This is a genomic window from Vibrio sp. FF266, assembly GCF_041439695.1.
In the GTDB taxonomy this organism is placed as follows: Bacteria; Pseudomonadota; Gammaproteobacteria; order Enterobacterales; family Vibrionaceae; genus Vibrio; species Vibrio tasmaniensis_A.
In genome coordinates this window covers 37,654-58,943 of record NZ_JBGOOO010000017.1, presented here as the reverse complement: position 1 = coordinate 58,943, position 21,290 = coordinate 37,654, and the positions used below count along the sequence as shown (strand labels likewise).

14 protein-coding genes are annotated in these 21,290 nt (G+C 45.1%); 4 read left to right on the top strand and 10 right to left on the bottom strand.

Annotation, left to right across the window (positions count from 1 at the left end; translation table 11 throughout):
• The first annotated feature begins 213 nt into the window (after positions 1–213).
• Both ACED59_RS14065 and ACED59_RS14060 read left to right on the top strand, forming a co-directional pair.
• A complete protein-coding gene (locus tag ACED59_RS14065) occupies positions 214–2,793 on the top strand; it encodes a TRAP transporter permease (RefSeq protein WP_009847836.1) in 2,580 nt (859 codons plus the stop codon).
• A 107-nt stretch (positions 2,794–2,900) separates the two neighbouring features.
• Positions 2,901–3,338, top strand: a complete 438-nt coding sequence (locus ACED59_RS14060) for a universal stress protein (RefSeq protein WP_029222921.1) — start codon at positions 2,901–2,903, stop codon at positions 3,336–3,338.
• An 85-nt stretch (positions 3,339–3,423) separates the two neighbouring features.
• On the opposite strand, the gene ACED59_RS14055 is transcribed toward ACED59_RS14060, so the two are convergent.
• Both ACED59_RS14055 and ACED59_RS14050 read right to left on the bottom strand, forming a co-directional pair.
• Positions 3,424–4,386: a D-2-hydroxyacid dehydrogenase gene (locus ACED59_RS14055; RefSeq protein ID WP_017098903.1), complete on the bottom strand. Its 963-nt coding sequence runs from the start codon at positions 4,384–4,386 to the stop codon at positions 3,424–3,426.
• 34 nt (positions 4,387–4,420) lie between these two features.
• Positions 4,421–5,155, bottom strand: coding sequence for a pseudouridine synthase (locus tag ACED59_RS14050; RefSeq protein ID WP_017098902.1), 735 nt, complete (start codon positions 5,153–5,155; stop codon positions 4,421–4,423).
• 158 nt (positions 5,156–5,313) lie between these two features.
• Between ACED59_RS14050 and ACED59_RS14045 the strand changes: the two genes are divergently transcribed.
• On the top strand, positions 5,314–6,585 hold the full coding sequence (locus tag ACED59_RS14045) for an NRAMP family divalent metal transporter (protein ID WP_017098901.1): 1,272 nt from the start codon (positions 5,314–5,316) through the stop codon (positions 6,583–6,585).
• 92 nt (positions 6,586–6,677) lie between these two features.
• Here ACED59_RS14045 and rapA read toward each other — a convergent pair whose 3' ends face one another.
• Positions 6,678–9,587: an RNA polymerase-associated protein RapA gene (rapA, locus tag ACED59_RS14040; RefSeq protein WP_017098900.1), complete on the bottom strand. Its 2,910-nt coding sequence runs from the start codon at positions 9,585–9,587 to the stop codon at positions 6,678–6,680.
• Between the two features lie 419 nt (positions 9,588–10,006).
• Here rapA and ACED59_RS14035 point away from each other — a divergent pair, with 419 nt between their 5' ends.
• Positions 10,007–11,386 (top strand): PhoH family protein, encoded by a 1,380-nt coding sequence (locus ACED59_RS14035; protein ID WP_371705009.1) that lies wholly within the window; start codon positions 10,007–10,009, stop codon positions 11,384–11,386.
• A 116-nt stretch (positions 11,387–11,502) separates the two neighbouring features.
• Here the strand turns inward: ACED59_RS14035 and tldD are convergent, their stop codons facing one another.
• The 7 genes from tldD to mreC form a co-directional block, all read right to left on the bottom strand.
• The gene (gene tldD / locus ACED59_RS14030; RefSeq protein WP_017098899.1) at positions 11,503–12,948 is read right to left on the bottom strand and encodes a metalloprotease TldD; all 1,446 of its coding nucleotides are present in this window, start codon (positions 12,946–12,948) and stop codon (positions 11,503–11,505) included.
• A gap of 19 nt (positions 12,949–12,967) precedes the next feature.
• Complete coding sequence (locus ACED59_RS14025) at positions 12,968–13,780, bottom strand: carbon-nitrogen hydrolase family protein (RefSeq protein WP_017098898.1); 813 nt, start codon at positions 13,778–13,780, stop codon at positions 12,968–12,970.
• Positions 13,781–13,895: 115 nt separating this feature from the next.
• On the bottom strand, positions 13,896–17,768 hold the full coding sequence (locus ACED59_RS14020) for a YhdP family protein (protein ID WP_017098897.1): 3,873 nt from the start codon (positions 17,766–17,768) through the stop codon (positions 13,896–13,898).
• 10 nt (positions 17,769–17,778) lie between these two features.
• Positions 17,779–19,248, bottom strand: coding sequence for a ribonuclease G (rng, locus tag ACED59_RS14015; RefSeq protein ID WP_009847846.1), 1,470 nt, complete (start codon positions 19,246–19,248; stop codon positions 17,779–17,781).
• Positions 19,249–19,268: 20 nt separating this feature from the next.
• Positions 19,269–19,901: a nucleoside triphosphate pyrophosphatase gene (locus tag ACED59_RS14010; protein ID WP_017098896.1), complete on the bottom strand. Its 633-nt coding sequence runs from the start codon at positions 19,899–19,901 to the stop codon at positions 19,269–19,271.
• A gap of 7 nt (positions 19,902–19,908) precedes the next feature.
• A complete protein-coding gene (gene mreD / locus ACED59_RS14005; RefSeq protein WP_009847848.1) occupies positions 19,909–20,397 on the bottom strand; it encodes a rod shape-determining protein MreD in 489 nt (162 codons plus the stop codon).
• Positions 20,387–21,274, bottom strand: a complete 888-nt coding sequence (mreC, locus tag ACED59_RS14000) for a rod shape-determining protein MreC (RefSeq protein WP_012603147.1) — start codon at positions 21,272–21,274, stop codon at positions 20,387–20,389. The genes mreD and mreC overlap by 11 nt, the downstream gene beginning before the upstream one ends.
• Between the last annotated feature and the right edge of the window lie 16 nt (positions 21,275–21,290).

Genomic DNA, 21,290 nt, shown 5'->3' with positions numbered 1-21,290 from the left:
CTTATTGGCTTTTCACGTTTTATAAAAATAATTTAAGTGAAAAGAACAACCCTTTAAGTTTCTCCAATTTGGAGGACTTACCTTCGTATCAAGCCTAAGACAAAGACGAACAAAGAGCGCATTTCTCTATCCATTCACTACACTAGATAGGAAAGAAATCACGTTTAGTTGTTCGTAACAAAAGGCAGACCATCAATAATAAGGATAAAGTACATGACGCAGACAACATCACCGTCTCCAGATGTGCAAGAAATGGTGGCACAATCAGATACTGGTGCGCGTAGCCCTCGTGGTATCCAAGGCCGTATTTTATGGTTTGTGCCTCTATGTTGGTCACTGTTCCAACTTTGGTATGCATCTCCGCTGCCATTCATTTTTAACTTCGCAATTTTAAACGACACTGAAGCTCGAGCAATTCACCTTACGTTTGCTATTTTCCTAGCCTTTACCGCTTATCCAGCCATGAAGAATTCGCCTAGGGATCGCATCCCCGCCGTCGACTGGATATTGGCGCTTGTAGGTAGCTTTTCAGCTTCTTATATCTATATTTTCTATACTCAACTCGCTGAACGCTCAGGCGCTCCAACAACGTTTGATATTGTTGCTGCGGTATTCGGTATGGTTCTACTGCTTGAAGCAACACGACGCGCTTTAGGTCCACCTCTTATGGTTGTGGCAGCAGTCTTCCTACTTTACACCTTTGGCGGCCCTCACATGCCAGACGTTATCGCCCATAAAGGTGCAAGCCTGAACAAGGCAATGTCGCATCTGTGGTTAACAACAGAAGGTGTGTTCGGTGTTGCTCTTGGCGTATCAACGTCATTCGTATTCTTGTTTGTACTGTTTGGTGCAATGCTAGAGCGTGCTGGCGCGGGTGCTTACTTTATCAAGGTAGCATTCTCACTACTTGGCCACATGAAAGGCGGCCCAGCGAAAGCAGCCGTTGTAGCATCGGGGTTATCTGGTCTGGTATCAGGTTCTTCGATTGCTAACGTAGTAACCACAGGTACCTTTACTATCCCGCTAATGAAGCGTGTTGGTTTCCCGGGAACAAAAGCGGGTGCAGTAGAAGTCGCAGCTTCAACCAATGGTCAATTAACACCACCAATCATGGGTGCAGCAGCATTCTTGATGGTTGAGTACGTGGGCATCTCTTACGTAGAAGTAATCAAAGCAGCACTACTGCCCGCTCTGATCTCTTACATCGCCCTGATTTACATTGTTCACTTAGAGGCATGTAAAGCAGGTATGACGGGCTTACCTCGTCGTCACACACCAACTATCGTGCAAAGCCTACTCTCTTTCACTGGTACTATCTTAGGCCTATGCGTCATCAGTGCTGCGGTTTACTACGGTGTCGGCTGGACAAAAGATGTCTTTGGCGCTGCAGCCACACCAATTGTGACTGTTGCTCTATTAGTCTCTTATGTCGCTCTGGTTCGTGTTTCTGCTAAATACGCAGCTGAAGGTGGAATGGAAATCGACGAGAACCTAACAGAAGTACCTGATCCAGGCCCAACGATTAAGTCTGGCCTTCACTTCCTACTGCCTATCGTAGTTCTAGTTTGGTGTTTAACGGTTGAACGTTTCTCTCCAGGTCTATCGGCATTCTGGGCGACCGTGTTCATGATCTTCATTTTGATCACGCAGCGTCCTTTAATGACTCTGATGAACAAATCAGACGATCTCGCAGAACAAACAAAAGCAGGCTTCGTTGATCTAGCAGAGAGCTTAGTTTCAGGCGCACGTAACATGATCGGTATCGGTGTAGCGACAGCTGCAGCAGGTACGGTTGTAGGCGTGGTAACGCTGACAGGTATCGGCCTTGTAATGACCGATTTTGTTGAGTTCATCTCAGGCGGTAGCATCATTCTAATGTTGTTATTCACTGCGGTAATCAGCTTGATCTTAGGTATGGGCTTGCCAACAACGGCGAACTACATCGTTGTATCAACATTGATGGCACCAGTAATTGTTACCTTAGGTGCAGCGCACGGCTTGATCATTCCACTGATTGCGGTTCACTTATTCGTGTTCTACTTCGGTATTCTTGCGGACGATACACCTCCGGTAGGTTTGGCTGCATTTGCGGCCGCTGCGATTGCTAAATCAGACCCGATTCGTACCGGTATTCAAGGTTTTACCTACGATATCCGGACCGCGATATTGCCGTTCATGTTCATCTTCAACACCCAACTACTGTTGATGGGCATTGATTCTTGGTGGCACTTAGCACTGACGATTTTCTCTTCAGTTACTGCGGTACTTATCTTTGCAGCAGCGACACAAGGTTGGTGGTTCACTAAGAACAAGTGGTGGGAAACTATACTGCTTATCGTTCTGACCTTCTCTTTCTTCCGCCCTGGCTTCTGGTGGGACATGATTTATCCAGAGAAAGTTCTTTCACCTGGAGTTGAGATCGCTCAAATCACAGAAAATCTATCTGTGGGACAATCACTTGAATTGAGAGTCGGTGGCGAAAACTTAGAAGGTAACTATTCTGAGAAAACAGTTCGCCTTCCGTTTGAAGATTCTGCGACAACAAGTGAAGACCGCATTGCTTCAATGGGCCTAATGCTGACCCAAGCTGACGATAAGATGATTGTTGATATGGTTGAGTTTGGTAGCCCTGCTGAAGCTGCTGGCATTGACTTTGATTGGGAAATTAAATCCGTTATCCAAGATGCAGAACGACCAATGAAAGAGTGGGTATTCTTACCTGCCCTATTAATTTTGATTGGTTTAGCGATGAACCAAAGAAGGCGTGCTCGTAAGGATGAGATTAGCGCGTAATGGATAGAGCCAAATAGCGCTCTACTCTATTTGGCTTTTTTACTACATGGAAAAGATAATTACAGCGCTTGGTATGTACTCGGCGCTGCTCAAAAAGAGACGAATACATGTATAGACAAATCCTTGTTCCCGTTGATCTGAACGACAAAGGCTTTTCTGATAAAGCGGTCGAGCTAGCGGTATGGCACGCGAAACACAGTAATGCTGAGATCCACATTCTGAACGTATTACCGGGCATCCACATGTCGATGGTAGCGTCTTACTTCCCGAAAGATGCAGCAAACCAAATGAAGCTTGATGTTAAAAATCAGCTGAAAGAATTTGCTGATAAGCATATCGACGATGATGTGATCTATAAAGTTCACGTTGCCGAAGGCAAGACCTACACAACGATTCTTGATTGCGCAGAGAAACTAGGGGCAGACCTTATCGTGATGCCTAGTCATAAGCGTTCAAAAATCGACAAGGTTGTACTTGGTTCTGTTGCAAGCAAAGTAGTACAGAACTCACCAATCAATGTACTGGTAGTTAAGCCGCAAGGCTAAATCACTTAATCGACACAACGATCTAAAAAGGTTGGCCTAAAAGCCAACCTTTTTTATTTTGTGCTTGCACCATTCAATTCTTCAATCAACTCACTAAGTTCTGCGGATTACCTGCAACAAACCCATCAATATTATCGATTAAGATATCAGACAGCTTTTGAATTGAACTGTCGCTGCCCCACGCCACATGTGGTGTCAGCAGTAAATTAGGTAAGTGGCTGTTAGCCAATAGTGGATTCGAATTGTCTGCAGGTTCTTGTGTAAACACATCCATGCCCGCACCTGCAATCTCATTACTTTTCAAAGCTTCAACTAAGGCCTGCTCATCGACAAGTCCACCACGGCCAGCATTAATTAATACCGCACTTGATTTCATAATGGTTAGCTCTCGCTCTGAAATCAGATTTCGAGTCGCTTCAGTTAATGGACAATGTAAGCTAATCGCATCCGCTTGCTGTAACACCGTATCAAAAGGTAGATACCCTTCTCGACAAGAATCTGCCCCTTTACGCTCAGTAAAGATGACGTTCATACCAATCGCTTTTGCTAATATCGCGGTCGCTTGCCCTAAGCTACCACTCCCTATTAAGCCCAATGTACTGCCTGCAACATCTTGAATCGGATGAGTAAAGAAACAGAATTGTTTGTCCTTTTGCCACTCGCCCGCCTTGATGTCCTGATGATAACCAACGAGGTTTCGCTTTAGCGTAAATAGCATCGCGATAACATGTTCAGGTACCGATTGAGTCGCGTAGCCTTGCACGTTTGTCACCGCTATGTTGTTACTCTTGCAGTAGCCAACATCGACATTGTTCACACCCGTTGCTGAAACAGCTATTAGCTTAAGTTGTTGTGCTTGAGCCAAATTCGATTCGTTAAGCACGACCTTGTTGGTAATAACCACATCAGCGCCTTCTATTCGTTCAGACACTTGTTCTGGCGAAGTGAAGTCATACTCAACCCATTGATGTTCAAAGCTAAGGGGTTTTAAATGTATTTGAGATGGGATGGTAGCTCTGTCGAGAAAGACCACTTTCAACTTCGGCATTGTACGTCCTTGCATTGGTATTGATGGCACCATTCTAAGCTTTTAGCTTACTGTAGTCTGGAAGCTCTGGCGCAATTTCAAAGTGCTGCTCGATTTGTGGCGATGCTTGAGGGTAAAAATCACAAAGCACGAAGGCTTTGAACAGTTGGTTGTTCGCTGGATGATAGAAGCTCAGTTCACACGCATGTAAAGCTAGCCGATCGCTATACTCAAAAGCTTCAGGCGTTGCGTAAAACTCGTCGCCCACAATTGGATTCCCTATTTCCATACAATGCACACGCAACTGATGAGAGCGGCCGGTGATAGGCAGTAGCTTCAATAAGGTCGTTTGAGCCTCTTGTTGCTCAACCACATAGCGAGTCTGAGATGGTTTACCCTCGTCGAAACACACTTTCTGTCTAGGACGATTCGGCCAGTCGCAAATAAGAGGAAGATCAATCAAACCTTCCTTGTCTTCCATTGAACCCCACACTCGTGCGTAATAAAGTTTGTGTGTCAGTCGATATTGAAATTGCTTCTTCAAATGACGCTCAGCTTGTTTGTGTTTAGCGAGCAGCATCAAGCCCGATGTCGACATGTCTAATCGATGTACGACTTGAATCTCTGGAAATTCGACAACTAACCGACTCCACATACTGTCGTAGTGTTCTGGCAGTCTCCCCGGCACCGAAAGTAGGCCTGCTGGCTTGTTCACCACAAGAATATCATCATCTTGATAGACAATATCAGTCCACGGTTCACGTGGGGGCGTGTACTGTTCTAACGCCATTAGAGCCTCTTAATTACTGGTTAATAAATAATTCATGGTCGAATCGTTTATTAAAAAATACAATTTTAAACACTTTTGTACATAAAAGTTGACGAAATTACGAAACATGGTATTGATAAGGTAACGGAAAATAAGAACTAAGCCTCAAAGGAAAAACGATGGAAAGTACGGCTAAAACCACCTCAACACCAACCTCCGCACCACTTTCAAGCCTGATTAAATCTCTTGGCCCAGGAATCATGATGGCCGCTGCTGCGGTCGGTGGATCTCACTTAGTCGCTTCAACGAAAGCTGGCGCTATTTATGGTTGGCAACTAGCCACACTGATTCTTTTAGTTAACGTATTTAAATACCCATTCTTTAGAGCCGGCATCCAATATACCCTTGGTACTGGGCAAAGCTTGGTGGAAGGATATTCTAACCTCGGTCGACCTTACCTTGTTATCTTTTCGATACTAAGTGCCATTTCCGCAGTGGTAAATACCGCAGCCTTACTGCTATTCAGTGCAAGCCTACTTAGTTACTTTATTCCTTTTGATTTGGCCACCAGCACATTGTGCATGATCGTTTTAGCTACGTGCTTGATTATTCTATTCGCTGGCCATTATCGCGCGCTCGATACACTGTCTAAAGCGATCATGGCGATCCTGACTATCACAACCTTGGCTGCAGTCGCCATTGCTATCGGCTCTCCAGTTGAACCTGATGCGGCTTTTGTTCCACCATCACCTTGGTCATTGGCAGCTATTGGCTTTATCGTTGTAACTATGGGTTGGATGCCCGCGCCTATCGAGATATCAAGCATCACCTCTATGTGGCTAAAAAGCCAAAAAGAGAAACAAGAAGTGACCGCTCAATCTGCACTGTTCGATTTCAACGTAGGCTACATTGGTACGGCACTGCTTGCTTTGGTATTCGTTGCTTTAGGTGCACTAGTACTTCATGGAACAGGCGTTGAACTGTCTCGCTCTGGTGTTGGCTTCACCCATCAATTGGTCGGCATCTACGCTTCCACGATTGGTGAATGGTCTCGCCCACTGATCGCTCTTATCGCCTTCTTCTGTATCTTTGGCAGTACCATTACCGTTATCGATGGTTACTCACGCGTGCTTGCCGAATCACAGCGCCTGTTATTGAAAAAAGAATCGAGCCCAAAAATGCTGCAAGGCTGGATCATCATTGTCTCTCTCGCGGCACTCGCAATTGTGATGTTCTTCAGCGCAGCACTGATGCCAATGCTTGATTTTGCGATGGTGCTTGCCTTTGCGACTACGCCATTCTTCGCATTGCTTAACTTCATCTTAGTAAGCAAAACTAAGCTTCCTGAAGCACTGGCGATTGGCACTAAGCTAAAATGGTTGTCTGTGGCAGGCCTTATTTACCTATTTGGCTTCTTAGCTCTGTTCGTTTGGTGGAAATGGTTGATGTAATCTGCTCTCCAAGCTCTTAACCAAACTACAGATACAAATAAGGCCTTCGTAATGAAGGCCTTATTTCGTTAAAGCATTTAGCTAATTCAAAACTAGTTGTGAGAAACCACAATCAAGCGTAACGAATCCAGCTGAACTTGAGCTTTGCTGATGTAACCCGTCAGTTCATTGATTTGAGCTTCGATAACCTCTAACTCTTCATCACGAATGTTAGGATTAACCGCTTTAAGCGCTTGTAGACGTTCTAACTCACCGTTCAAGTTAGTTTGCATATCTTTCTGAGCTTGTTGACGAACTTCTTCAACCTTCGGCAGTACATGCGTCTCACCTGCTTCGATTAGCTTGTGAATCTCACCTTGTACCGAGTTCACTAGCTTGCTAGCTAAATGACGGTTTACCGGGCTTAGTTGACGGTTAAAGCTATCGAATTCAACCTGAGCAGATAAATCGTTACCACGACCATCCATCATCAAGCGAATCGGCGTCTTAGGCAGAAACTGGCTGATACCGCTGCGCTTTGGCGCTTGTGCATCAACAAGGTAAACCAACTCAAGTAGAATCGTACCCACTGGCAGCGCTTTGTTCTTCAGTAGAGATACCGCAGACGCACCCACACCTTCACTCAATAGCAGATCAATACCGCCCTGAATCATTGGGTGTTCCCAGCTAATAAAATTCATGTCTTCACGAGAAAGCGCGGTTTCACGGTCAAACGTAATCGTTGCACCTTCATAAGGTAAGCCTGGGTAGCTTGGCACCATCATATGTTCAGAAGGTGTCACGACTAACGCATTTTCACCCTTGTCATCTTGGTTCAGACCAATGGTATCAAACAGGCTCAGTGCAAAAGAAACTAGGTTAGTATCACCATCAGTACACGCGATCTTTTCAGCAATCTCATGGGCTTTATCGCCACCATTTGAATGCATTTCTAATAGTCGATCTCGGCCTTTTTCTAGATCCGATTTCAGGCTTTGATTGAGCTTCGCTGACTCTTCAATCACTTCATCAAGCTGCTCGGTGTTACCAGAAGCCAACATTTCGATCAGTACATCAGAATACTTATCGTAAACTGTACGACCAGTAGGACAAGTCTCTGCGAACGCATTCAATCCTTCATCGAACCAACGCGCTAGAATCGCTTGTGACGTGCCTTTTAGGTAAGGGACATGAATGTCGATATCACGAAGCTGTCCGATACGGTCCAAACGACCAATACGTTGCTCGAGCAAATCTGGGTTGAATGGAAGATCGAACATCACCAACTGGTTAGCGAACTGGAAATTACGACCTTCAGAGCCAATTTCACTACAGATAAGAACCTGAGCTCCGCCCTCTTCTTGAGCAAAGTAAGCCGCCGCTTTATCACGCTCTAGAATCGACATGCCCTCGTGGAATACGGTTGCACGCACACCTTCACGCTCACGCAGTGCTTGCTCTAATTGAAGCGCGGTACTTGCACGCGATGCGATCACTAAGATCTTTTCGCTGCGCTTGTCTTGAATTTTTTCAAGCAACCAATTAACACGCGAATCAAACTGCCACCAGCTTGAATCTTCACCTTCAAACTCTTGGAAGATCTCTTCTGGGTATAACATTTTCATCGCGCGAGCTTCTGGTGCCATCTTGCCACCAATCATACCTGATACACGTATAGAGGTGGTGTACTGCGTTGGAATGTCCATCGGCAATAGGTTTACGTTACGCTTAGGGAAGCCTTTGATAGCTGCACGTGTGTTTCTGAATAGAACACGGCCGGTACCATGGCGATCCATAAGATTATCAATCAACTCTTGGCGTGCGAGTGCTTGTTCTTCTTCACTGCTGTTACCTTCGATAACACGGAACAGTGGCTCAACATCTTGCTCAGACAGAAGTTCTGTAATTTGGTTCTTCGCGCTGTTTTCAAGCTTCACGCCAGAGAACAATGCCGTTACTGCATCAGCAACTGGCGCATATTGGTCTTCTTCTTCAACGAATGCTTCGTAATCGTAGAAGCGATCAGGATCAAGCAGACGCAGACGCGCAAAGTGACTCTCACGACCCAGCTGTTCAGGGGTCGCTGTCAGTAGCAATACACCAGACGTGTTTTCAGCTAATCCTTCAACCACTTGGTATTCGCGGCTCGGTTTGTCTTGGCTCCACTCAAGGTGGTGCGCTTCATCGACAACCAACAAATCCCATTCACCTTCAAGTGCTTGCTCGTAGCGCTTACGGCTCTTGCGTAGGAAATCCAAAGAACACAGAACGTATTGCTGTGTATCGAATGGATTATCTGATTCTGCGAAAGATTCTATGCAACGCTCTTCATCAAAGATCGAGAAGTGCAGGTTGAAACGGCGCATCATCTCTACTAACCACTGGTGTTGTAGAGTTTCAGGAACCACAATCAGAATACGTTCAGCACGGCCAGACAACACCTGTTGGTGGATGATCATGCCCGCTTCTATGGTTTTACCTAGGCCAACTTCATCAGCCAGTAAAACGCGCGGAGCGTGACGACGACCCACTTCATGAGCAATGTAAAGCTGATGAGGGATAAGACCTGCACGCATACCACACAAGCCGCGCATTGGGCTCTTATGTTGTTGGTATTGGTTGCTTAAAGCACGGTAGCGCAACACAAAGTTATCCATACGGTCGATTTGACCTGCGTACAGCTTATCTTGTGGCTTGTTAAAGCGGATCTGGTTACTTAAAAAGATTTCACGCAGAGTCACCTCTGTCTCTTGAGTATCTTCACGAGTACCCAAATAAGTCAGTAGCCCTTTATCTTCGATAACTTCTTCAACAGATAAAGACCAACCTTCTTGGCATTCGATGACATCGCCTACATTGAACGCCACTCGGGTTACGGGAGCATCTGTGCGTGCATAGACGCGGTTTTCTTCTGACGCAGCAAACATTATTGTTACTGTGCGAGCATCCATTGCTACAACGGTACCTAAACCTAAATCGCTCTCCGTATCGCTTATCCAGCGTTGCCCCAAAGCAAATGTCATGAATCGACTACCTCAATCTTATAGTTGGAATTTGGTCTTTCTAACTGCAATTTCAAACAAGAACGTTATTGCTCTTGAACTAAAAATATAGCCAAAAATGCCTAGTTTGCAGCCACTTTTTAAGTGCGCTCTTAATAATAAATATCTTGAGAAAATGGTGCAGAAAAAGGTCGCTAATCTTACTCGATGCTGTGATTTAGGTCACGCCTAAAGGAGACGATTTCATACTTTTTTTCTGTTTTCATAAGTGCAATCAAACTGTCAAAAAATCATGGTTATTCTATGGAGAGCAGAATTCAGCTCTCAAATGAAGTTTAGGTGAGTTGTTGACTATCACTAGAATCAGATACTAACCTTTATATGAGCTTAATCTACGTTCAATGAATGCAAGGCAAGCCGCACGTCGGCAAGGAGATGCTATGGGCGAGACCAACCGGAAGCTATTTGTTTTAGACACCAATATCCTACTTCACGAACCCTTCGCTATATTTTCTTTCCAAGAGCACGATGTCGTTATCCCAATGACAGTGCTAGAAGAACTCGACAGAATCAAAGACAGTAAAAGAGATGTTGCTCGAGATGCGAGAATTGCGATTCGAACGCTCGAAGACTTATTCAGGGAAGCCACACCAGACCAAATATCGGAAGGCATCCCTTTTTCTAAAGACATAAACGCATCTGGCAGTATTTCAATACTCGCTGACTACGAACTTCAAGAAAGTATCAAAGCCTTCGCCGATGACAAAGCTGGCGATAACCGAATCCTCAACGCAGTCCTCTATCTTCAAAATAAACGCGCGCCACGCGAAGTGGTTCTTATCACCAAAGACATCAACATGCGTTTACGAGCCAAAGGCGCCGGTGTCCGTTTTGTTGAAGACTATCAAACCGACCAATTGATTGATGATATCCAATACCTCACCAAAGGCTTCCAACAACTGGAAGGCTCATTTTGGGATGGTATCGATAATGTCGAGAGCAGAAGTTTAGGCGGAAAGACGCTGCACACCTTAGCAAGAGCGCCGTTCGAGCCAACCTTTCTCAACCAGTATGTGATTGACGAAGAAAGTGACTTTGCCGCTCGAGTCGAAGAGATTGAAACTGAAAGCATTACACTAAGAGACCTCAGTCGCGAAAGACTAATGAATCGCAGAGCATGGGACATCACACCCAAAAACGTATACCAAGGTATGGCGATCGATGCCCTGCTCGACCCTGATATTGATCTGGTGATTCTCACTGGCACTGCGGGGAGTGGTAAGACACTGTTAGCCATGGCAGCTGCACTTGAACAAACTATTGAACGTAAACAGTTCGATAAGATCATCGTAACCCGAAACACACCTGATATAGGTGAGTCGATAGGGTTTCTTCCGGGTACAGAGGAAGAGAAGATGTTGCCTTGGTTAGCTGCAGTGACTGATACACTGGAAGCGCTGCACAAGAACGATCACTGCACAGAAGGCTCGATGAAGTACATCTGTGATAAAGCCAACATCCAGTTCAAATCGATTAACTTTATGCGTGGCCGTTCAATTCAGAATGCATTTGTGCTTTTGGATGAGTGTCAGAACCTGACCGCTTCACAAATCAAAACCATCATCACCCGTTGTGGTGAAGGGACCAAGATCGTCTGCTCAGGAAACCTAGCGCAGATAGATTCTTCCTACCTAACTCCTGTGACCTCGGGGCTCACCTACATGGTTGAGCGTTTTAAAAACTTCGAAGGCAGTGCCAACATCCACCTCAATGGTGTGGTGCGTAGCCGACTGGCTGAGTTCGCGGAAGAGAACATGTAGACTCTGCGCGCTCACAGAACCAGTAACCTATAAACAAAAAGCGCCTCACAATAGAGGCGCTTTCAATCTATTTTATGACGAGAGATTTTGAAATTAACTCGTGCTGCTGACCTGAATTACTCAGTACCACCAACCGTTAGCGAGTCTAGTTTCAATGTTGGTTGACCAACACCCACTGGTACACTTTGACCAGCCTTACCACAAACACCAACACCACGGTCAATGCTTAGGTCATTACCGACCATAGACACCTGCTGCATTGCTTCGATACCAGAACCGATCAGCGTCGCGCCCTTCACTGGGTGAGTGATCTTACCGTTTTCAATCATGTACGCTTCAGAAGCTGAGAACACAAACTTACCTGATGTGATATCAACCTGACCGCCACCGAAGTTCGGTGCGTAGATGCCTTTCTCAACCGTTGCAATGATCTCTTCCGGTGTGTGTTCGCCTGGCAGCATGTATGTATTAGTCATACGTGGCATTGGAAGATGCGCGTAAGACTCACGACGACCATTACCTGTCGGCGCTACACCCATTAGACGAGCGTTTAGCTTATCTTGCATGTAACCTTTTAGGATGCCGTTTTCGATTAGCGTATTGTACTGACCATTAACACCCTCATCATCAACGTTCAATGAACCGCGTAGATCTGTTAATGTGCCGTCATCAACAATCGTACATAGGCTTGATGTAACTTGCTCGCCGATTTTGCCAGAAAATACTGAAGACTCTTTACGGTTGAAATCACCTTCTAAACCGTGGCCTACCGCTTCATGCAGTAGAACACCCGGCCAACCAGAACCAAGAACCACAGGCATTGCACCAGCAGGCGCAGCAACCGCTTCAAGGTTAACTAATGCTTGGCGAATGGCTTCATCAGCGAATTGGTAAGCAACTTGAGAACCGTTAGCATCACTTAAGAAGAAATCGTAACCAAAACGACCACCGCCACCGGCACTGCCACGTTCACGACGATCGCCTTTCTGTGCAAGTACGCTAATTGATAGACGAACCAACGGGCGAATATCACCAGCGAAAGTACCATCAGTTGCCGCAACGAGCATCTGTTCATGTACACCACTTAGGCTCACCGATACTTCAGTTACCATCGGTTCTTTAGTGCGAATGTAAGCATCAAGCGCTTTAAGTAATTCTGTCTTTTGCTGCTTTTCCCAGCTTGCTAGCGGGTTAACTGCATCATAGTAAGCTTGGTTAGAGTTACGTTTGAAAGCTTGTACCTTACCGTTTTGCCCTTGCTTAGCGATACCGCGAGCCGCGATTGCACTCTGTTTAAGGCCATCCAATTGGATTTGGTCAGAGTAAGCAAAACCGGTTTTTTCACCAGATACCGCTCGTACACCAAGACCACAATCGATATTGAAAGAGCCGTCTTTAATAATGCTGTCTTCTAGCACTAAAGATTCATGCCAGCTTGACTGAAAGTAGATATCAGCATAATCAATTTGGCGGGTAGCAATGCTCGCCAATGTATCTGCGATAATTTGCTCCGTCAGCCCTGTTGGGTTCAGTAGCGCTTCTTCAATTTGATTGATGCTCATAAATGGCTCTTATTTGTAATTAAAATTGATTGGTAAATCGAGAATGCTGCGCGATTGGCATATTTTGCCTGATTGATTCGCAACTGGATGTGTCTATCTCAACCACCATACTTTTAGGATCTTGGTCTAGCTGTGCAACCACTCGCCCCCATGGATCAACCACCATTGAGTGTCCCCATGTTTCTCTTTGGCAAGGGTGATTTCCGCCTTGCCCTACCGCGATAATCCACGATTGCGTTTCGATCGCGCGGCATCTTAATAATGCTTCCCAGTGAGCTTGCCCTGTTACTGCGGTAAAAGCTGCCGGTACCACTATGATTTGTGCACCTTGCTTGCGTAACTCTGAATACAAGTGCGGAAAGCGCACATCATAACAAATACTCAAACCTAAGCGACCAAAAGGCGTTTCCGTTGTTACCACTCGGTCACCGGGCGTGAAAATATCCGATTCTCGATAGCACTTATGTGCATCAGCAACATCCACATCAAACATGTGTAACTTATCGTAATGGGCCACTAGACAACCAAAATCATCAATCACCAAGGTTGTGGTAGTCACGCCTTTAGCTGTGCTTATCGGCATACTGCCAATAACAATCCAAATTCGGTAAAGCTTTGCTAGCTCAGAGACTTTCTTTTGCAGTGGGCCATCATTTAGAGGCTCAGCATACTGGTGATAGTCGGCTTTACTGCCAAAGACTAACGCGTTTTCAGGGCACACAACCCACTTAGCCCCCAACTCTTTGCACTTTGCTACTTCTTGAGCAAGATAATCAAAGTTCAAGTCAGGGCGAGGGCCTGATGTCATTTGAATCAACCCAACACAATCCATGTGTATCGCTCCTCCATTCATTATGATTCAGAAATCAGCATTTCACCGTATATTAGCTGATTAGGATACTAAGGTCTTTTCGGCTAATTTAAGGTTTATTTGGCTAATTTAAGGCTTATTCGGCTAATTTTCTGAGTTTTTCTGGTAGCTGAAATTCTCCAGAACTGCGAGAAAGCTCGCTCACTGTTGGTGAATCCAACGGCCCTTTCACCGAATAATTAACTTGGGTAAAGACTTCAACAACCGGAGAAATAACCGTAGTCACCGCTAACACGTATAGCGCTGTTTGAGGCGTTACCGCAAAAGCCGTTAATACTGGAATCCCGGAGGTGATATCTGGGGTGAAGTTCACTTCAGCATCGACCTCGCGTGTATTGAGGTTGGCGATCCCTTTTATTTTCATCTCACCGGCGACCGCATCCATATTCAGATCATTAGTCAGAAAGATACCATTTTGAATCTCGCCAGTTCCTGTGATGCTGTTGAATGCCATGCCATTATCAAATACGTCCGAGAAGTCGAGCTGCATCTTACGGATAATCGAATCTAGGCTAAACAGCCCCAGTAATCGAGCTGCGCCACTCACATCCGAGATAATACCTTTACCAAATTGGGTTTTAACGTTGCCATCAAGGGTATCCATTTTGATCCCCCAAGGCGAACCATCCCAAGTCAATTGACCTTCTAACTCAAAGGGCGCTTTTTGAATCCCGGAAGTAATACCGAAACGCTCCATTAACTCACTGTTGTTTTCACCTTCAACATCAAGAGTTAACGATGAATGACTCTTATCGCCTTGCAGTTCCCACCAGCCACTGATATCCGCTTTATTTCCGCCGCTTCTCACCTGAATCTTATTCCACTCAATGCGGTCTTCCTTTCTCGCCATTTCAACATCAACCTTGCCAACTTTATAGCCTTGAAGCCAGAAGTCGTTCAAGGTCAGCGTCAAATTCGGCATCGCATCATGGAGCTTTCTATCCAACTCAGAGATCAATGGTGCTTCTTGCGCCTTACGCTGTAGCAGTTGATCTTGGTTTTTCTTGTCACTCCACCCAGGAACAAACAGATGCAGGCGATCCAATGAAACCGTCAAATCATAAGGTGGCAGGTAGTTAATATCCCCTTCTAGCTCTTGGCTAGACACTTCCATTTGCCATGCTTGCTTATTTTTTCGAGCGCTAAAATCAACATCATTCCAAGAAATACCACCTAAGATCAGCTCTTTGCTCTCGAAGGTGATGCGACGTGGCGCTGGAATGGTTGGCGTGTTCATCTGGCTAAGGACAGCATCCGATGGTTGCACTGGCTCCATGACTACTGACAGCCAGTCATCGGCATTGAACTTATCGGTACGAATCAAGGCATGGTGCCCTACCACGGGGCTAATTTTATAGCCACCACGACCAAGGACTAAATTGGTCGCCGTTAATTCAGGAACATCGCCGGAAATATCAATCTCAGCTTGGTATTTAGTGCTCGGCAATTGCAGACGCGCGGTAATCGATTCTTGATTGCCCGAGGCTTGTAGCCTTGCCGAGCCACTTTCTAATGACTTTTTAGCTAATGGGTATGGGTAATCACTCGCTAAGTATTTGAGGTCTGACTGTAAGTCGAGTTGGTAAGTAAAACCAATATCATTAAGTTGAATATCGATCTGGCTTTGCCATTGTGCATGACCCGACAAACGGCTTAACCACTGCTCTCCGACATACGGCTTTAGAGGATTGACGTCCCAATCACCTAACACATCAAGATCCACTGCATAGCCAGGTCCATCATTAAGACCTTTAAAGTCAACCGAGATACCTTGATTAAGCAAATCAGCTGCAAGACCACTTGCTGTCACGACATCATTATCAAATTCAATACGACCAGTGGTGTTCTCTAGCACCATTGGTGGAGCTTCAATCTCAACATGATTACCACTCAGATCTGCATATCCCCACGCTCTAGGTTCTTGTTCAGAATCAAACGGAATATTAAGCTGGAACTCAGAAGAGACATCACCACTCACTTTAAGCGCAGTTAACGCAGCACCCACAGAATCTACGAGTGGCGAAGCAGTCATGTAATTTCGAACTGCATTACCAGACGCCGTTGCTTTAGCTTCAATTTCGATATGACCGCCTTCCCCTAAATAAGGAATACGACCAGTGATTCGATCTGCCGCCACATCCATCAATTGAGCGGAGCGAGAGTCTAAATACATCGCATCATTTTCAAATAACAGATCAAGTTGAAGGTCGGTTATCAATGGCCACGCGGTATCGAAGCTGAACTTAGCGTCTTCTAAGCCAACCCAAACTTGGAAAATGCCATCATGATTGGTGTACGGATATTGGGCTAATTCACCATGCCAGAGTAATTTAACGGTGTCGGCCTTACCCGCTTGAATCGCCGTTGAAAGGTAATCGGTTAAGTCTTGGCCAAGTGCCAATGTCGGTAAATAGCGCCATGTTTCACCGACGTTGTAAGCGTCCGCTTCACCATAAAAAGAAAGGTAAGGGCTAGCGTTATTTGGAAAGTCCAAGCGAAATGCGCCTAGTACTTGTAAATCTGGCGTGGCTGCAGTGATTTTGTCCGACCACAGTTTCCAGCCGTTTTCATCTTGCTGCCAAACAATATCAACCTGACCTTGTTTGATATTCAGAGGCGCTTGGAAAACATCACCATAAGGAAACACATCATCAATAACATATAAGCTGGCTTTCGCTTCCGAAGCCGAGCCAAACACATGCCCTGATACTTGGCTAAAGCCAGGGACTAACTCCCATTGTTCGATCGCCAAATCGGAAAAGTTCGCAGAGTAACGCAAGCTTTCAATTCCAGAGTCCATCGCAACGCGAATGTCTGAAACGATACCGCCCGGTGCCAATGCATTGATCATTTGGGTAGATTGCGAAGAATCTGGCATCAACTTGATCAACGGAGTAATGGTTTCAACATCAAGTTCAGAAACATTAAGTTCCCACGGGCCTTTATTCCACTTGAAAGCGACATCAAGTTCAGGCCAAGGCCTGTCATCCGTTCTTAGATTTAGTGAGTGACCATTAACCTGCCATCCACCATCAATGGGGGATAATTTAAAAACACCCGACTCAAGCATCAAGTCATGTTGACCATCTTCATTCCAAGTCAGTTCTGAAGGTAATACCTCAACATAAGCGCTAACTGGCTTGCTATTTCGTAGCGTTAGCCAGCTATTCAAGCTCACCGTGCCCGTCTCAATGCCGGATTCTGCCTGCATATAACGAGTTAACCAAGGCATTACTGAGATACTATCCGCGCTGACATAAAACTCGCCCGTCATATCAGTTAAAGAGCCACCATCAACAAAGTTAGCACTTACTGACAAAGAGTTGAGATTAGCGTCTTTAATACTTACTACACCCTCCGCAAGGTGATGTTTACCTGAGTTTTGCCATTTTAAAGTTTCGATATCAAGCTGACGTTCTTCACCAGAGATAGTTCGATATAGAAGAGAGGAATCTTTAGCGGTCACATCCACCAAAGTTTTTAAAAGTAAATTGTCCAGCTCCTGCATCACTCGCTTGGAAGAGCCGGGGTCTTTAGGTACATCTTTACCGTTTTGCCCGGCAAATAGATCAATTGAGCGGATGTCGAGGTACATTTGATTCATGACCAAATCGGCCACGACAGGACGCATCTGCACGACCGATTGAATCAAGTCAAACTCAACTTCAACACGCTCAACAGAGAAAGCTACATCTTCTGCGTTGGGAAGGCTAGCCTTAACACCTTGCAGAGCAATAGAGGGATGAGTGTTACGCCAAAAACCACCCACATCTTGAATAGAAAACTCAAAACCGGAATGTTGGTTTACCCAAAGCTCAATTTCAGATTGATACTTATTTAAATTGGGTAAGGCTACACGCAGTGTAGTGACAGCAATGGCTAGTGTTACTAAGAGAGTAACCACTAACCATAAACATGTACGAAGAATCAGAGTAACGCTTGAACTCACAAAATATCCATTACATCATAACAACATCAAACTGCTCTTGTATGTACAGAGGCTCAGCCTGGATTTTAACTTGCTTACCAATAAACACTTCAAGCTCAGCAAGCGCGTGAGATTCCTCGCCTTCTAACGCCTCGGCAACGGCAGCCGCCGCATAAACAACAAACTTATCGGCGTCATACGCGCGATTCACTCGTGTGATCTCTCGAAGAATTTCATAACAAACGGTTTCAACTGTCTTCACGCTACCGCGACCTTCACAAGCAGGGCAGCTAGAACACAGAATATGCTCAATACTTTCACGAGTACGTTTACGAGTCATCTCAACCAAACCAAGCTGTGTGAAGCCATTAATGTTGGTTTTCACACGGTCTTTGTCTAATGCAGCTTCTAAAGAAGTTAGTACTCGCTTACGGTGTTCTTCAGACAGCATATCAATAAAATCGATAATGATGATGCCGCCTAAGTTACGAAGGCGAAGTTGACGAGCAATAGCTTGTGTCGCTTCGACGTTAGTATTGAAAATCGTCTCTTCTAGATTACGACGACCAACAAAGGCACCAGTATTGATGTCGACGGTTGTCATCGCTTCTGTTTGGTCGATAATCAGATACCCACCAGACTTCAATTCGACTTTGCGATCCAATGAACGTTGAATTTCGTTCTCGGTATCGTACATATCAAAGATAGGCTTATCACCTTCATACAACTCAAGCTTGTCTGTTAGCTCAGGCACGTATTCAGAAGTAAACTCTTTTAGATTTTCATATTCTAGACGAGAATCGACCTGAATCTTGCTCAGCTCAGTACCGACAAAATCACGTAAGATACGTTGGCTTAAGCACAACTCACCATACAAGCGAGTACGAGCTTTGTGCTTACCACGACGTTCTAACACCTTTAGCCATAATCGCTTCAAGAATGCGGCATCTTGCGCCAACTCATTTGAATCTGCGCCTTCTGCTGCCGTGCGGATGATAAAGCCACCGTGCTCGTCACAGTAACGAGACACGACTTTTTTTAGGCGGTTGCGTTCTGACTCACTATCAATTCTCTGAGAAACACCAACGTGGCTTGCGCCCGGCATGAATACCAGATAACGAGATGGCAAAGTAATGTCTGTGGTTAGACGGGCACCTTTGGTACCAAGAGGATCTTTGACCACTTGAACGACAATATCTTGCCCTTGGCGAACAAGCTCTGAAATATCACGAACCTGAAATTGCTTCTTTTCATTCTCAGCAACACATTCAGTGTGGGGGACAATATCAGAGGCGTGCAAAAAAGCTGCTTTATCAAGGCCAATATCCACAAATGCCGCCTGCATTCCAGGCAAAACACGGCTTACACGTCCTTTGTAGATATTTCCTACGATCCCGCGTCGAGCATCTCGTTCGACATGGATCTCTTGAAGAGCTCCCCCTTCAATCATGGCCACACGAGTCTCACTCGGGGTCACGTTCAGCAACAATTCAGCACTCATGGTGCACCTCAGATTAGTAATTATAAGAATTCTTGCAGTAGCTGGTCCGTTTCAAATAAAGGTAAGCCGACAACGGCGTAATAACTACCTTCGATTCGGGTAACAAAGCGTCCGCCCAAACCTTGGATCCCATAGCTACCAGCTTTATCGCATGGCTCCCCTGTTTGCCAGTATTGTTCTATTTCTTTTTCACTGAGGGGTTTAAACCATACGTCGGTAATAATGATTTCTGTCTTTTGTTTTTCTTCCGATACAACAGAAACTGCCGTCATCACTTGGTGACGATCATTCGCTAACTGAGTAAGCATACGCTTAGAGTCAGCAAGGTCTATTGGCTTCTCGAGCACTTGCCCTTGGCTTACGACGACTGTGTCAGAGCCCAGAACCACTGTTTCAGAATCAAGAGAACTAGCAACTACAGTATCAGAACCAGAAGCAACATGCTGTTTTTCAGAAGGGTTACCTTTCAATAAAGACAACGCAGCTAAGGCTTTATCTAAAGATAGTCGCTTAACGTACTCTTCGGCGGTTTCTTGAGCGTGTTTACACTCTTCGACATCAGTTACAAGGACAGAAAACTCATAACCGAGTTGAGATAACAATTCTTTGCGGCGTGGAGAGCCGGATGCCAAAACTAAATGTTTCTTTTCCATCGTCACTCTACCTTACATGCCAATGGCGACGTACACGTCTCATTAATAAAAACATCCAAGGCCAAAGTATACAGTTTATCAATGCGCTCCATAGCGATAACGGATTGAAAACGACATCTTGGATCAAATATTCACCAAAGAATATCAGCACTTCAAACAACACTGTTAAGGCTGCAATGATTATCGCTTGCTGCCATAGCGCCATATTTCGAATCACGAGGAAGTTCATTGCAATAATGTACATTACTATTGCCATCATCATGCCTCTAATACCGAGAGTCGAACCGATCAAAAGGTCCCACAATAAGCCCAGTACTAGAGCACTACCAACGTTAACTCTGTAAGGTAACGCTAAAACCCAATAGCAGGTAACCAGTAATAACCAAGATGGCCTGAATAGGTCTAAACTACCCGGCCAAGGGATCGTTTGTAGAATAAGTGCTATCAAAAATGAGCAGCCAATTACGACTTTGCTTCTTAAAACGCTATTGGCCATTTTCACCTTCTAACAATGCTTGTTCGATACTGGATTGTTCTGCTTGCATCTGTTTATTTTCATCAGGCCACACAAGCAACAAGTATCTGAGCTTATCAAACTCAACTACAGGTTCTGCTTTAATAACGGCGAACTCACGCTTCGGATCATAATCAACGGCAGTCACATAAGCGACTGGGTAACCCTCTGGATATACACCACCAAGTCCAGATGTCACCAGCAGATCTTCTTCTTGTATGTCAGTACTGGTTGGAATGTGCTCTAACTGGATCTCATCAATCATGCCATTACCAGAAGCAATAACACGTATATCGTTACGAATAACCTGAACAGGAATTGCGTTATTTGCATCAGTCAGTAGCAAAACACGACTATTATGAGCAGCAACAAAAGTGACTTGACCAACAATGCCTTTTTCATTGATCACAGGCTGACCTTCGTACACTCCATCAATCTGACCTTTGTCGATCACGACTTGATGTCGGTATGGTGAAGTATCCACCGCCATAACCTCTGTGACGACCTTCTTCTCATCACGAATAAACGGAGAGCCTAATAGCTTGCGAAGGCGCTTGTTTTCTTCTTGATATTGCTCAAGCAGAATCAACTCGCTCTTCAGTCGCAAGACTTCTCGTTTAATATTATGGTTGGATTCAATGAGCCCTTTACGAGTACTAAAACGGTCGTATACGCCATCAAACATGGTGCGAGGCAAATTAGCGGCATACTGAATTGGCGCAACCATGCTGTTTAATAGATAGCGGACATTTGAGAATGCATCTAAACGACTATCAGCCAGCATAAGGCTGGCTGATAATGTTACAGCAAAAAACAGGCGCAATTGTAGAGAGGGACCTCTACCAAAAATTGGCTTCATTCTATATTTGGTCCTA

Excerpts from the sequence above, each read along its gene's own strand:
- ACED59_RS14065 (WP_009847836.1), top strand. The coding sequence starts at position 214 with ATGACGCAGACAACATCACCGTCTCCAGATGTGCAAGAAATGGTGGCA.
- ACED59_RS14060 (WP_029222921.1), top strand. The coding sequence starts at position 2,901 with ATGTATAGACAAATCCTTGTTCCCGTTGATCTGAACGACAAAGGCTTT.
- ACED59_RS14055 (WP_017098903.1), bottom strand. The coding sequence starts at position 4,386 with ATGCCGAAGTTGAAAGTGGTCTTTCTCGACAGAGCTACCATCCCATCT.
- ACED59_RS14050 (WP_017098902.1), bottom strand. The coding sequence starts at position 5,155 with ATGGCGTTAGAACAGTACACGCCCCCACGTGAACCGTGGACTGATATT.
- ACED59_RS14045 (WP_017098901.1), top strand. The coding sequence starts at position 5,314 with ATGGAAAGTACGGCTAAAACCACCTCAACACCAACCTCCGCACCACTT.
- rapA (WP_017098900.1), bottom strand. The coding sequence starts at position 9,587 with ATGACATTTGCTTTGGGGCAACGCTGGATAAGCGATACGGAGAGCGAT.
- ACED59_RS14035 (WP_371705009.1), top strand. The coding sequence starts at position 10,007 with ATGGGCGAGACCAACCGGAAGCTATTTGTTTTAGACACCAATATCCTA.
- tldD (WP_017098899.1), bottom strand. The coding sequence starts at position 12,948 with ATGAGCATCAATCAAATTGAAGAAGCGCTACTGAACCCAACAGGGCTG.
- ACED59_RS14025 (WP_017098898.1), bottom strand. The coding sequence starts at position 13,780 with ATGGATTGTGTTGGGTTGATTCAAATGACATCAGGCCCTCGCCCTGAC.
- rng (WP_009847846.1), bottom strand. The coding sequence starts at position 19,248 with ATGAGTGCTGAATTGTTGCTGAACGTGACCCCGAGTGAGACTCGTGTG.
- ACED59_RS14010 (WP_017098896.1), bottom strand. The coding sequence starts at position 19,901 with ATGGAAAAGAAACATTTAGTTTTGGCATCCGGCTCTCCACGCCGCAAA.
- mreD (WP_009847848.1), bottom strand. The coding sequence starts at position 20,397 with ATGGCCAATAGCGTTTTAAGAAGCAAAGTCGTAATTGGCTGCTCATTT.
- mreC (WP_012603147.1), bottom strand. The coding sequence starts at position 21,274 with ATGAAGCCAATTTTTGGTAGAGGTCCCTCTCTACAATTGCGCCTGTTT.